Source organism: Flavobacterium yafengii (assembly GCF_030010375.1).
GTDB classification, from domain to species: domain Bacteria; phylum Bacteroidota; class Bacteroidia; order Flavobacteriales; family Flavobacteriaceae; genus Flavobacterium; species Flavobacterium yafengii.
The window spans coordinates 506,472-519,368 of record NZ_JASCRY010000001.1 but is presented as its reverse complement, the minus strand read 5'-3'; the positions used below and the strand labels follow the sequence as shown (position 1 = coordinate 519,368).

Here is a 12,897-nt window from a genome sequence, read left to right as displayed (position 1 = left end):
ATGAAAAAATTAGTGATTATTGCCTTTGTATTGTTAACCCAAATAACAAATGCACAGGTAAGCAGAAACTTAGGAGATTTTGATGAAGTAAAAGTATTTGATAAAATCAATGTAAAATTAATTCCAGCTTCAGAAAATAAAATAGTTATCACTGGAGACCGAGCAGATGAAGTAGAAACAGTAAATAAAAATGGCGAACTAAAAATAAGAATGCCATTTCCACAATTGTTATCTGGAGATGCTATTACAATAAAACTATATTTCAAAAATATTGAAAGTATCAGTGCCAGTGAAGGAAGTTATGTATCAAGTGAAACTGATTTCAAACAAACTATGTTAGATTTGAATGCAAAATCAGGAGCAGAGATTAACATTGAAATTGATGTTGATAAAGTGAATATAAAAGCCAGTGCTGGCGGAATAATTGATGTCTCTGGTAAAGCAACAAATCAAGATGTTGTTATTACTTCAGGCGGAATTCTAAAAGCAATTGATTTACATACTACACAAACAACAATAAGCGTTGCTGCTGGAGGAAAATCTGAAATTCATGCAACTACATTGGTTGATGCAAAAGTAAAAGCAGGAGGTTCTATTTTTATCTATGGTAAACCAAAACAGATTAATAAGGAAGTTTTCATTGGCGGTACTATTTTAGAAAAAAATTAGTACTTTGGTTTAGATTTTAGGGTAATAAATTTAAATTTTTAATGATAAACGATATTTTATCTGGTATTCCTTGGGGAATTTTCTTGAGTTTTATGATTGGTCCTGTTTTTTTTATTTTACTGGAAACAAGTATTATAAAAGGATTTAGAGCGGCTTTAGTATTTGATTTAGGCGTAGTTTCAGGAGATATTGTTTTTATAGGAATTGCTTATTTAGGAAGTTACAGGTTGATTCAAAGTTTAAAAGATCAACCGGCACTTTTTATTTTTGGAGGTGTATTGATGCTCGTTTATGGTATAATTTCCTTCATACAATTAAAAAAAGAAGAAAAAATAAACACCGATATTATTGATAGGGAAATAGTCAAAAAAAACTATTTAAGCCTTTTTATAAAAGGTTTTTTGTTAAACATTATCAATATTGGTGTTCTTGGTTTTTGGCTGGCCATTATTATTTCAGTAGGACCAAAACTAGAAATGCAAACCTCTAGAATGATAACTTTTTTTATATCAGTAGTAGCTTCTTATTTGTTTATTGATTGTATTAAAATACTATTAGCCAAGCAATTAAAAACAAAACTAACACCAGTAAACATTCTTAAAATCAAAAAAGGAATCAGTATTGTAATGATGGTTTTTGGAATGGTTTTAATAACTCAAGGTTGGTTCCCAGAAGAAAAAGCAATGGTTAAAAAAGCATTTGATAAGATTGATAATTAAAAGAATATAATTTTCATAATAATAAAAGCCTTGATTCTAATTGATTTAGAGTCAAGGCTTTTCTATATTTAAACAGTTAAGTCATTTTTTTTTAACCATAAAAAATATCTAAATTGCTTTGAAGGTTTTAAGGGTATTTCCCGAAGCTTCGCGACGGATTCGAAGCCTATCATTACTTAATTTTTCTTAAAAATTTAGACATAAAAAAACCTCCAAATTACTTTGAAGGTTTTTGAGGCATCGTCCGGATTCGAACCGGAGTAGGAGCTTTTGCAGAGCCCAGCCTAGCCGCTCGGCCACGACGCCATGGTTAAACGGATGGCAAAAGTACTTAAAAAGTTTAAAGTTTAAAAGCTTAAAGTTTAAAAGTTTCAAAAAATATTTTTTTATCCTTTTAAAACATTTTTTATTTAACTTCTATATTCTTCCATTTCTATAGTAACTGCTTCAACATCACCACCAATAGGAGGGTTGAGTTTAGAAACTGCAACAATAATTCTGGAAACCTCAGGAATTTCCTCAAAAATACGAGTTATGATTCGGTGTGCCACATGTTCTAATAAGTCCGAACGAATGGCCATTTCTTCTACAACAATGCGATTCAAGAGCACATAATCCACGGTATCCTTCAAATCATCTGAGATACTGGATTTTCTCAAATCAGTCTTAACTTCTAAATTTACGGTATAGTCAGACCCAATTTTTCCTTCTTCGATCAAGCAACCGTGGTAGGAGTAGGTTCTGATATTTTTAAGTTTTATGATTCCCATTATTTTATTTTATTGTTTAAAGTGTATAGTTTAAAGCGGAATTGCTAACTTTTCATAGGTTTCTATGGAAACATTAAACATTAAACCTTAAACTTTTTTACCTTTGCTAAAATAAAACAAAAAAATGTCAACTGAAGAAAAATCACTCCATTTTATAGAACAAATCATTGAAGACAGTTTATCAAACGGTTTTCCCCAAGATAAATTACGTTTCCGTTTTCCACCAGAACCTAATGGGTATTTACACATAGGTCATGCTAAATCGATTTGCTTGAATTTTGGATTAGGGTTAAAGTACAATGCGCCAGTTAATTTGCGTTTTGACGATACAAATCCTGCTAAAGAAGAGCAGGAATATGTAGATGCTATAAAAGAAGATTTGCAATGGTTGGGTTTCAATTGGGCCGAAGAACGCTATGCTTCTGATTACTTCCAACAATTGTACGATTGGGCTGTAAAAATGATTAAAAATGGTACCGCTTACATTGACAGTCAATCTTCAGAAGACATGGCTGCGCAAAAAGGTACGCCTACACAACCTGGAGTTGATGGACCTTTTAGAAACCGTTCTGTTGAAGAAAATCTTACTTTATTCGAAGGAATGAAAAATGGTGATTTTGAGGAAGGAAGCCATGTTTTACGTGCCAAAATTGATATGACTTCGACTAATATGTTGATGCGTGATCCATTGATGTATCGTGTTTTACACCGTCATCATCACAGAACCGGAAACGATTGGAAAATCTATCCAATGTATGATTTTGCACATGGCGAAAGCGATTATATTGAACAAATTTCGCATTCTATCTGTACGTTAGAATTTGTTATGCACCGTGAATTGTACAACTGGTTTTTGGACCAAATTTATGAAGACTCAAAAGTAAAACCACATCAATATGAATTTGCCCGTTTGAACTTGAATTACACGGTAATGAGCAAGCGAAAACTGTTGCAATTGGTTCAGGAAAATATTGTAAATGGTTGGGATGATCCTAGAATGCCTACTATTTCAGGATTGAGAAGAAGAGGATATACAGCAGCTTCTATTCGTAAATTTTGTGAAATTATAGGTGTTGCCAAAAGAGAAAATATAATTGATTTTTCACTTTTGGAGTTTTGCTTGCGCGAAGATTTGAATAAAACGGCTCCAAGAGTTATGGCGGTTTTAGATTCAATAAAATTAGTAATTACAAATTATCCGGAAGATAAAGAAGAATGGCTGGAAGCCGAAAATAATCAGGAAGATGAAAGCGCAGGATTTAGAAAAGTTCCTTTTTCAAAAGAATTATTTATTGAAAGAGAAGACTTTTTAGAAGATGCTCCGGCGAAGTTTTTCCGATTGAGTTTAGGCAGAGAAGTACGTCTAAAAAATGCCTATATTATTAAAGGAGAAAGTGTTATAAAAGATGCTGCTGAAAATATCACTGAAATTCATGTAACGTATGATGAAGACAGTAGAAGCGGAAGTGGGAGTGAAGCCAGTCAAAGGAAAGTGGCTGGAACCTTGCATTGGGTTTCCATAAAACATGCTTTAGAGACAGAAGTTCGTCTTTATGATCGTTTATTTATCGATGAAGCACCAGACAGTCATAAAGAGAAAAATTTCTTAGAATTTATGAATCCTAGTTCATTACAAATTGTAAAAGGATTTGTAGAACCAAGTTTGGCTACAGTACAATCAGGAGAGAAATTCCAGTTTCAACGTTTGGGTTATTTCAATGTGGATAAAGATACAGCTGAAGGTAAAATTGTCTTTAATAAAACCGTTGGATTGAAAGATGCTTGGGAAGAAAAAGGCAAAAAAGAGGAAAATTTATTGATGAACACTCAAAAAGAAATCAATAAATATGTAAAAGAAAAGGATGAAAACAACGCGAGTTTGATTTTAAACAGCATTGTTGAAAACATAAAAAGTATTGATAATTACAGTTTAATTATTCAGACTATTGTCAAAAATATCAAGAATGACAATAACTCCTTGTTGTTTTCTAATTTGATTTTGCATCATTCAGATAAAGTTCAAGTAAAAGATATTGAAGAAGAATCTTTGACTAAATTATACACGATGTCGTTAAAAAGTCAAATGGCAGCCGTTAGAATTTTAGCTATCGATAATTTACAAAATGATTTGAATAATTTTACTCTTTTCAAAGTTCAACTTTCAGAATTAAAAACGAACGAGAAAAACGAAAAAGTGTTACAATTATTAAATGATCTTAAAATATAAGATTTATTTTTTAAATAGATTTTACCAATCAAAAGCTCTCTTTTTAGAGGGCTTTTATTATTATTGTAATTTGTTATAAAAATACTGTTTTCAATACTTTTTTTCAATTGAAAACGACATCCATAAATCGATTTTAGGACGGCTTTTTAGAATAAACAATACAAAGGGTGAAAAGTAAATAAACGTGCAGTAGCTTGTTTTTATTTGCTTTTTGTCTTGTAGAAATACACTTTAACGAGTTGTTAACGGGTTGTTGTTAATAAATTCGTATCTTTATAAAACAAACTTTTAAAATTAAGAATCATGTCTAATAATACAGGAAATACATTATTGGCTCTTTTGACTGGAGCAGCTATTGGAGCTGGAATCGGAATTTTATTCGCTCCAGATAAAGGTTCTAAAACAAGAGGGAAAATTAAAGATGGTTTTGATGATGCCAAATGTGAATTAAAAAGTAAACTTGATCATGCATCTTTAGAACTGAAAGATAAATTCGCAAGTGCAAAATATGACTTAGAGGGAACATACGAAGAATTAGTTTCAAATATGAGTCACAAGACCGAAGATGTAATTTCTTTTTTAGAAGAAAAATTGGCGGAGTTAAAGAGGCAGAACGCTAAACTTCAAAAATAATTTTGATTTACCTATTGTGTCAAATCCTAAAAATAAATCCATGGCTTTTGAAGAACTAAAAGAAAATACAGAAAACATTCAAGAACAAGCCAAAGCTTATTTAGAAAGTACTGCGGCTTATTATAAATTGCGTGGTTTCAAGGTTGCAATGAAATCAACAACCATGATAATAAAGTTTTCATTGATTTTATTGTGTTTCAGTATGGTTTTATTGTTTTGTTCTGTTGCTGCTGCGTTAGCTATAGGCATAGCTTTAGACAGTTATGCTTTGGGATTTTTAATCGTTGGTGGAGTTTATCTCGTGATAACAGGAATTTTATTTTCTATAAAAGATAAAATTGTTGAAGGACCAATTTTAGAGAAATTTTCTGAAATCTTTTTTAACGACTAACTTATGGAAACAAAAAAATATACATCCTATGCTCAAATTGATAGGGAACTTGAAATTTTAAAGATTGAAAAGGAAATCAGTTATCAAAAATTGGCTTATGGTTTTCAAAAAACAAAAGAAAGCATAACTCCAATGAACCTTGTGAGTGGAGTTGTAGGTTCTTCCTTATCGGCCTTTTCGGGGTCTTATGGAACGCTGTTAAACATCGCAATACCGTATGTGATCAAATGGATTAAAAAAATAAAAAGAGGCAATTAAGCCTCTTTTTTTATGAATTCAAGTAAATTATTCTTCTGTTTCCGGGGTTTCTGGAGCTTCTGGTTTTTCAGGTAGTTCTATATTATTTTCTCTTCTTGAAGTTCCTTTTCCATTTCTCTTTTTCATCAATTCACCCACTTGATTGGAGGCACTAAATGAAGCAATCATATTATTAAGCATGTCACTTCCGGCTTGTGGAGAATTAGGCAATAAAATTAGATTAGAATTTGCGTCAGCGCCAATAGCTTGTAACGTATCATAATGTTGTGTCACTACAATCAATGCCGAAGCTTCCTGAGAGTTTATCCCAACTCTGTTCAAAACATCTACACTTTCTACTAAACCTTTGGCAATTTCTCTTCTTTGGTTCGCAATACCTTGTCCTTGTAATCGCTTGCTTTCGGCTTCAGCTTCAGCTTTCGCTACAATTCTAATTCTTGATGCTTCAGCTTCAAATTCAGCTACTGTTTTTTCTCTATCAGCCGCATTAATTCTATTCATCGCATTTTTCACTTGAATATCCGGATCAATATCTGTTACCAAAGTATTGATGATTGTGTATCCATAAGTGGTCATGGCTTCATTCAATTCTCTTTTTACAGCAATGGCAATATCATCTTTTCTTTCAAAAACATCATCGAGTTTTAATTTTGGAACTTCGGCACGAACGACATCAAATACATAAGAAGTAATTTGATCGTGTGGATATTCCAGTTTATAAAAAGCATCATAAACAGTCTCTTTAATAACCATAAATTGAACCGAAACTTTTAGCTTTACAAAAACATTGTCTTTCGTTTTTGTTTCAATGATAACATCTAATTGCTGGATTTTTAGATTCACACGACCTGCAATTCTGTCTATTAAAGGAATTTTCAAATGCAAACCGGATTGTCTGATACTTAAAAATTTTCCAAATCGCTCTACAACAACAGCTGTTTGTTGTTTTACCGTAAAAAATGAAGACAGTAAAATGAAGAACCCAAAGACTAGTAGGATAATTAACGCAATATTCATAATATTTTTTGTTTTTAGTTAAAAATTATCTCACAATTTACAAAAAAACTTTAGGTTTGTCTTTGTAAATTTCAATTATATGAGAAAGATAACACTTACTTTATTTTTTATTTTCATTTCCATAACAGCCTTTTCCCAATATAAATACAGGGATTCAAATAGGATAGGAATCAGTTTTGGAGTCAATCAATTTACCTTGAACACTGACAATTTCCAAACTAAACCTGAATTGGGCTGGAATGCAGGACTTTCTATGCGGGGAAATTTCTATAATAATTGGGATATGGTTTATGCAATTCAGTTTAGTGAAAACAATTTTTCTGTTGCAACGAATAGTTTGACTTTGGCACAGGAAGATGTTAATTATAAATTGGCGTCAGCTCAAGTGTCTTTACAAGTAAGTTATAAACTTGTTGAAAATCATTTGAGTATTGAGTTTGGCCCAATTGTTCAAGTAAATGGAAAATTAAATATAGATAATACAGATGAAAATAATGTTATTTCTGGTACAACGTTGTTAGCCAAAGATATTAGGGAGATTTCTAATTTTAATTTTTATCCAACGGTTGGAATCACGTTTGGAGTGCGTCATTTCAGAGCTAATGTTTCGTATCAATATGGAGTCAATAACATGCTTGAAAACTTAAACAACAAGAATTTAGGAGTCAATTTCAAAGGAAATCCTGGAATACTAAATGGAAATTTGATTATTTATTTGTAACTAATCACATAAGAATATAAGGCAGAAGGCTCAAAGTTCACTAAATTAAATGTAGTGAACTTTGAGCCTTCTTGGTGAACTTTGTGTTTAAAAACTATAAAGTTGCTATTGCTTTTTGGATTCTGTTAACCGTTTCGTCTTTTCCAATTACTTCAACAATATCAAATAGGTGAGGGCCTTTCAGCGCGCCAACCAAACTCAAACGAAAAGGTTGCATTACTTTTCCCATTCCAATTTCGTTTTTCGTCATCCAATCCTTTACAATGGTTTCGATATTCATCGAAGTGAAATCTGTAATTTCCTCCACAACAGAGATTAATTCCTGCATTAATGCCGGTGTTTCTTCCTTCCAGTTTTTGCTGGCTTTTTCATCATACACTGTTGGAGCCATAAAAAAGAAATCACTCATTTCCCAAAATTCAGAAACAAAATGCGCGCGTTCCTTGATTAAAGAAACCACTTTTGTTAGAACAGTATCAGCTACAGAAAACCCTTTTTCAGCCAAAATAGGAGCATAGGCTTTCGCCAAAGTTGCATCTTCCTGTTTGATTAAATATTGGTGATTGAACCATTTGTTTTTTTCCGGATCAAATTTAGCCCCAGCTTTATGAACTCTGTTCAAGTCAAATGCTGCAACTAATTCTTCCAGCGTGAATAATTCTTTATCGGTTCCGTCATTCCAACCTAATAATGCTAAAAAGTTGATTACGGCTTCCGGGAAAAATCCTTTTTCTCTGTAACCAGATGAAACGCCTTCTGCGGTTTTCCAATCCAATGGAAATACAGGAAATCCCATTTTGTCACCATCACGTTTGGATAATTTTCCGTTTCCAACAGGTTTCATGATCAAAGGTAAATGTGCAAATTCTGGTGCTTCCCAACCAAATGCTCTGTACAATAAAACGTGCAAAGGCATAGAAGGCAACCATTCTTCACCACGAATTACGTGAGTCGTTTCCATTAAATGATCATCCACAATATTAGCCAAATGATAGGTTGGCATTCCGTCACTTTTGAACAATACTTTATCGTCTAAAAGATTCGTTTCAAACTTTACATCACCACGAATGATGTCATGCAAATGCAAGGTTTCATTCACCGGAGTTTTAAAACGAATGACATAATGTTCGCCATCAGCAATTCTTTTAGCAGTTTCGTCTGCAGAAATCACTAAGGAAGTGTCCAGTTTTTCTCTGTTAGTATGATTGTAAATAAATGTTTTTCCTTGTTCTTCTTCTAATTTTCTTGCTGCATCCAAAGCTTCTGCTGTATCAAAAGCATAATACGCATTTCCGGAATTGATTAATTCAGCAGCATATTGTTGGTACAAATCTTTTCTTTCGCTTTGACGGTATGGACCAAATCTTTCATTTTTACCAATAGTTTCATCTGGCGCAATTCCTAACCATTCCAGTGCTTCCATGATATATTCTTCGGCACCGGGAACAAAACGGTTTTGGTCTGTATCTTCAATTCTAAGGAAGAATACGCCATTGTTTTTTTTGGCAAACAAATAATTGAATAATGCGGTACGAACTCCGCCAATATGTAAAGGTCCAGTTGGACTTGGTGCAAAACGCACCCGAACTTGTTTAGACATTGCTGTAAATTTTTTTGCGAAGATACAAATTCGATCACTCAATTGGATTATCTGAAAATGAGATAATGTAAGATTAATGAGTTTGATGATTTTTAACATTTCTTTATTCATATAAATTATTACTTTTATTGGTTACAAAAAACAAAGCACAAATTTTGGATACTCAGCAATTTATTTATCAAAAATTAGAAGCTTTCATCAGGAAGTTTTATACCAACGAATTGATACGGGGAACTATTTTCTTTATCGGTTTAGGATTGTTGTATTTCCTTTTTACGCTTTTTGTCGAATATTTTCTTTGGCTCAAGCCAATCGGAAGAACCATTTTATTTTGGACTTTCGTTGGAGTAGAAGTGTATTTGTTGTTCCGTTTTATTTTGTTTCCAATTTTTAAATTATTTAAACTTCAAAAAGGAATCGATTACAATCAAGCTTCTACAATTATTGGAAATCATTTTACAGAAGTGAGCGACAAGCTGACTAACTTTTTGCAATTATCAAATCCGAATGAACATCAAATCAAATCGGAATTATTGGCCGCATCGATTGAACAAAAAGCGAATGCGTTGCAACCAATCCCTTTTGGGAATGCCATTAATTACAACCGAAACAGGAAATATTTTCCTTTGGCTTTAATTCCAATATTATTATTTGCTTTCTTTTATTTCTCGGGTAACAGCAACATGATTTCTCAAAGTTTGAATAGAGTAGTACATTTCAATTCGGCTTTTCTGCCTCCGGCTCCTTTTAAATTTGTAGTTCTTAATTCGAATCTACAAACGGAGCAAGGAAAGGATTTTATACTTCGAATAAAAACCGAAGGAAAAATTGTTCCTGAGAATGCGATGATTTTTATTGACGACGAAAGTTATTTTATGGAATCAATCAAAGCTGGAGAATTTCAGTTTAAGATGGCAAAGCCTTCAGAAAACATTTTGTTCCACGTGGAGGGAAATGCTATTTCTTCTCCAGATTATGAATTGAAAGTGATAACCGTTCCATCGATAGCTAATTTTGAAATGCAGTTGAACTTTCCTTCGTATTTGAATAAAAAATCAGAAACTATAAAAGGAACAGGAAATGCCGTTATTCCGGAAGGAACGCGTGTGACTTGGAAAATGAATACGCAAGCCACAGAAAATGTAGCGTGGATGGATGGAATTTCAAAAGCTACTTTTTCAAAAACAGAAAACACCTTTGTTTTATCTAAAAATATAGTTCAAAACACAGATTATCAAATATTTACTTCAAATGATAAGGTAAAAAACTACGAAAAACTCAATTATCAGCTTACTATTGTCAGAGATCAGTTCCCAACGATTAATGTGAACAACGCACCGGACAGTTTGAAGGTGGCTAAAAACTATGTTTTAGGTCAAATCTCGGATGATTATGGTTTGTCTAGACTTCAGATTGTGTATTACGAAAGAGAGAAACCACAAACTGCTAAACGTGGAACAATTGCTATTAAGAAAAGTGCTTTTGATCAATTTGTATTTTCATTTCCAAGTAATCTTCCGGTGGAGCAAGGCGTTTCTTATGATTATTATTTTGAAATTTTTGATAACGATGCTATCCATAATTTCAAAAGTACAAAGTCTTCGGTTTTCTCTAATCGTGTTTCTACAGATGAAGAAAAGGAAGATCAAATTTTGCAGCAGCAAAATGACAACATTAACAGTTTAGAGAAGTCTTTAAAAAACCAAGATAAGCAAATTTCTGAAATGGAGAAGTTGCAAAAAACTGGAAAAGAAAAAGAAAATCTGGATTTCAAAGATCAGCAAAAAGTAAATGATTTCATCAAACGTCAAATGAAACAGGATGTGATGATGAAAGAATTCACTAAAAAAATGAACGATAATTTGGAGCAATTCAAAACCGATAAAAAGGATGAGTTGAAAGAAGAGCTTCAAAAACGAATGGACAAAGCCGAAAAGGAATTGGAAAAAAACCAGAAGCTTTTAGATGAATTGAAAGAACTAAACGATAAAATTCAGAATGAAGAGTTGTTGTCTAAGTTGGATAAATTCAAACAAAACAGTAAAAACCAAACCAAGAATTTAGAACAGTTGGTTGAATTGACAAAGAGGTTTTATGTAGAAAAGAAAGCAGAACAATTAGGTGACAAACTGGACAAGCTTTCTGAGAAACAAGATGAATTATCTAATGATGAAAAGGAAAACAAACTAGATAAGCAAGAAGATATCAATACTGAGTTTAACAAAATTCAAGAAGATTTAAACGATCTTGAAAAAGAAAATAAGGAATTGAAATCACCTTTGGACTTGCCTAAAGATGATGCTAAAGAAAAAAGCATTGACGAAGATTTAAAGAAAGCTTCTGAGGAATTGAAGAAAGACAAAAAGGATAAAGCCAAACCAAATCAAAAAAGCGCTTCTAAAAAGATGAAAGAGATGGCGCAAAAAATGGCACAAACTTTGGAGCAAGGTGAGATGGAACAGTTGCAGGAAGATGTGGCAATGTTGCGACAAATCCTGGACAATTTGTTAGCGTTTTCTCTATCACAAGAAGACTTGATGAATCAGTTTAAAAAGCACAAATCAGGGTCTCCGGCTTTTAATAAAAATATCAAAATCCAACAAGATTTAAAGCAACAGTTCAAACATGTTGATGATAGTTTATTTGCGATGTCGTTGCGCAATCCAAAAATTGCAGAAGACATAACCAAAGAAATTGGTAATGTAGTTTACAACGCAGATAAGTCTTTATCCAGTTTAACCGATGCTCAAGTTCCAAAAGGATTATCACACCAGCAATATACTGTTTCTGCGGCTAATAAACTTGCGGATTTTCTAAGTGATATGCTTAATAATATGCAAATGCAGATGTCAGGAATGGGTTCTGGGAAACCGAAGCCAGGACAAGGACAAGGAATACAATTGCCGGATATTATTAAAAAGCAAGAAGGTCTTGGCGAGAAAATGAAAGACGGAATCAAAAAAGGGGAGAAACCTGGAGAAGGTCAAAAAGGACAAAATGGCAAGCAAGCTAAACCTGGAGAATCGGGTGAAGAAGGCGAGGGTGGAGAAGGCGATGCACAAGCTATAATGGAAATTTATAAAGAGCAAAAGCAATTGCGCGAAGCATTGCAAAACGAATTAAATAAGCAAGGATTGGGAGGTAATGGACAAAGCGCTTTGGAACAGATGAAGCAAATTGAAAAGCAATTATTGAACAAAGGTTTTAAGAACGAAACAGTTCAAAAGATACTGAATGTAAAACAGGAATTATTGAAATTGAATTCTGCCATACAACAACAAGGAGAGGAAAATAAGCGCCAATCTGAAACCAATAAAAAGGAGTTTAATAATCAATCTAATGCGCTGCCAGCTGCTTTATTAGATTATTTGAATAGCATAGAAATATTAAATAGACAATCCTTACCTTTGCGCTCGAATTTTAATCAAAAGGTTCAAGAATATTTTAATAAAAAATGATCAATTTTAATTACGAAACCGACTTTAATTTAGAGAACGAAGAAGCCATTGAGGCTTGGTTGGGAAATGTTATTACGTCGGAAAAGAAAAAAGAAGGAGAGATAAATTACATCTTTTGTGATGATGAATATCTGCACAAAATCAATGTTGAGTATCTCGATCATGATACATTAACAGATATTATCAGCTTTGATTATTCTATGGGCAATGAATTGCACGGAGATATTTTTGTCTCTGTCGAAAGAGTAAAAGACAATGCTGCTGATTTCAATGTTTCTTTTGAGGAAGAATTAAAACGCGTTTTAGTTCACGGCATTTTACATTACTGCGGTTATAAAGACAAAGGTGAAGCTGAAGAGCTTTTAATGCGTTCTAAAGAGGATGAAAAAATAGCTATGTTTCACGTGGAACAATAGCACTGTTTTTGTTTTTTA

At 32.8% G+C, this 12,897-nt stretch carries 12 protein-coding genes and 1 tRNA gene; 9 read left to right on the top strand and 4 right to left on the bottom strand.

Going from position 1 to position 12,897, the window contains the following annotated elements:
* Positions 1–669, top strand: coding sequence for a head GIN domain-containing protein (locus QLS97_RS02240; RefSeq protein ID WP_282714053.1), 669 nt, complete (start codon positions 1–3; stop codon positions 667–669).
* A gap of 41 nt (positions 670–710) precedes the next feature.
* Entirely contained in the window at positions 711–1,388 is a 678-nt protein-coding gene (locus QLS97_RS02235) for a LysE family translocator (protein WP_282714052.1), read from the top strand.
* A gap of 235 nt (positions 1,389–1,623) precedes the next feature.
* Here QLS97_RS02235 and QLS97_RS02230 read toward each other — a convergent pair.
* Together QLS97_RS02230 and folB are read right to left on the bottom strand one after the other, a co-directional pair.
* Positions 1,624–1,694 (bottom strand) — tRNA-Cys (locus tag QLS97_RS02230).
* Positions 1,695–1,798: 104 nt separating this feature from the next.
* Positions 1,799–2,158: a dihydroneopterin aldolase gene (gene folB, locus QLS97_RS02225; RefSeq protein WP_282714051.1), complete on the bottom strand. Its 360-nt coding sequence runs from the start codon at positions 2,156–2,158 to the stop codon at positions 1,799–1,801.
* 124 nt (positions 2,159–2,282) lie between these two features.
* On the opposite strand from folB, the gene QLS97_RS02220 reads away from it, so the two are divergent.
* From QLS97_RS02220 to QLS97_RS02205, 4 genes are all read left to right on the top strand, one after another.
* On the top strand, positions 2,283–4,385 hold the full coding sequence (locus QLS97_RS02220) for a glutamine--tRNA ligase/YqeY domain fusion protein (protein ID WP_282714050.1): 2,103 nt from the start codon (positions 2,283–2,285) through the stop codon (positions 4,383–4,385).
* Between the two features lie 303 nt (positions 4,386–4,688).
* The gene (locus tag QLS97_RS02215) at positions 4,689–5,018 is read left to right on the top strand and encodes a YtxH domain-containing protein (RefSeq protein WP_282714048.1); all 330 of its coding nucleotides are present in this window, start codon (positions 4,689–4,691) and stop codon (positions 5,016–5,018) included.
* Positions 5,019–5,058: 40 nt separating this feature from the next.
* A complete protein-coding gene (locus tag QLS97_RS02210; RefSeq protein WP_282714047.1) occupies positions 5,059–5,409 on the top strand; it encodes a competence protein in 351 nt (116 codons plus the stop codon).
* A gap of 3 nt (positions 5,410–5,412) precedes the next feature.
* The gene (locus QLS97_RS02205) at positions 5,413–5,667 is read left to right on the top strand and encodes a DUF6327 family protein (RefSeq protein WP_282714045.1); all 255 of its coding nucleotides are present in this window, start codon (positions 5,413–5,415) and stop codon (positions 5,665–5,667) included.
* A gap of 27 nt (positions 5,668–5,694) precedes the next feature.
* Here QLS97_RS02205 and QLS97_RS02200 read toward each other — a convergent pair whose 3' ends face one another.
* Positions 5,695–6,684: an SPFH domain-containing protein gene (locus tag QLS97_RS02200; RefSeq protein ID WP_282714043.1), complete on the bottom strand. Its 990-nt coding sequence runs from the start codon at positions 6,682–6,684 to the stop codon at positions 5,695–5,697.
* A 79-nt stretch (positions 6,685–6,763) separates the two neighbouring features.
* Here QLS97_RS02200 and QLS97_RS02195 point away from each other — a divergent pair, with 79 nt between their 5' ends.
* Positions 6,764–7,405, top strand: a complete 642-nt coding sequence (locus QLS97_RS02195; protein WP_282714041.1) for an outer membrane beta-barrel protein — start codon at positions 6,764–6,766, stop codon at positions 7,403–7,405.
* A gap of 94 nt (positions 7,406–7,499) precedes the next feature.
* Here the strand turns inward: QLS97_RS02195 and gltX are convergent, their stop codons facing one another.
* Positions 7,500–9,005, bottom strand: a complete 1,506-nt coding sequence (gene gltX / locus QLS97_RS02190) for a glutamate--tRNA ligase (protein WP_282715525.1) — start codon at positions 9,003–9,005, stop codon at positions 7,500–7,502.
* A gap of 155 nt (positions 9,006–9,160) precedes the next feature.
* Here gltX and QLS97_RS02185 point away from each other — a divergent pair, with 155 nt between their 5' ends.
* Both QLS97_RS02185 and ybeY read left to right on the top strand, forming a co-directional pair.
* Positions 9,161–12,463 carry a coiled-coil domain-containing protein gene (locus tag QLS97_RS02185; RefSeq protein ID WP_428831780.1) on the top strand — a complete coding sequence of 1,101 codons (3,303 nt, stop codon included), beginning with the start codon at positions 9,161–9,163 and terminating at the stop codon, positions 12,461–12,463.
* Positions 12,460–12,879 carry an rRNA maturation RNase YbeY gene (gene ybeY / locus QLS97_RS02180; RefSeq protein ID WP_282714039.1) on the top strand — a complete coding sequence of 140 codons (420 nt, stop codon included), beginning with the start codon at positions 12,460–12,462 and terminating at the stop codon, positions 12,877–12,879. The genes QLS97_RS02185 and ybeY overlap by 4 nt, the downstream gene beginning before the upstream one ends.
* The last annotated feature ends 18 nt before the right edge of the window (positions 12,880–12,897 follow it).

Excerpts from the sequence above, each read along its gene's own strand:
- QLS97_RS02240 (WP_282714053.1), top strand. The coding sequence starts at position 1 with ATGAAAAAATTAGTGATTATTGCCTTTGTATTGTTAACCCAAATAACA.
- QLS97_RS02235 (WP_282714052.1), top strand. The coding sequence starts at position 711 with ATGATAAACGATATTTTATCTGGTATTCCTTGGGGAATTTTCTTGAGT.
- folB (WP_282714051.1), bottom strand. The coding sequence starts at position 2,158 with ATGGGAATCATAAAACTTAAAAATATCAGAACCTACTCCTACCACGGT.
- QLS97_RS02220 (WP_282714050.1), top strand. The coding sequence starts at position 2,283 with ATGTCAACTGAAGAAAAATCACTCCATTTTATAGAACAAATCATTGAA.
- QLS97_RS02215 (WP_282714048.1), top strand. The coding sequence starts at position 4,689 with ATGTCTAATAATACAGGAAATACATTATTGGCTCTTTTGACTGGAGCA.
- QLS97_RS02210 (WP_282714047.1), top strand. The coding sequence starts at position 5,059 with ATGGCTTTTGAAGAACTAAAAGAAAATACAGAAAACATTCAAGAACAA.
- QLS97_RS02205 (WP_282714045.1), top strand. The coding sequence starts at position 5,413 with ATGGAAACAAAAAAATATACATCCTATGCTCAAATTGATAGGGAACTT.
- QLS97_RS02200 (WP_282714043.1), bottom strand. The coding sequence starts at position 6,684 with ATGAATATTGCGTTAATTATCCTACTAGTCTTTGGGTTCTTCATTTTA.
- QLS97_RS02195 (WP_282714041.1), top strand. The coding sequence starts at position 6,764 with ATGAGAAAGATAACACTTACTTTATTTTTTATTTTCATTTCCATAACA.
- gltX (WP_282715525.1), bottom strand. The coding sequence starts at position 9,005 with ATGTCTAAACAAGTTCGGGTGCGTTTTGCACCAAGTCCAACTGGACCT.
- ybeY (WP_282714039.1), top strand. The coding sequence starts at position 12,460 with ATGATCAATTTTAATTACGAAACCGACTTTAATTTAGAGAACGAAGAA.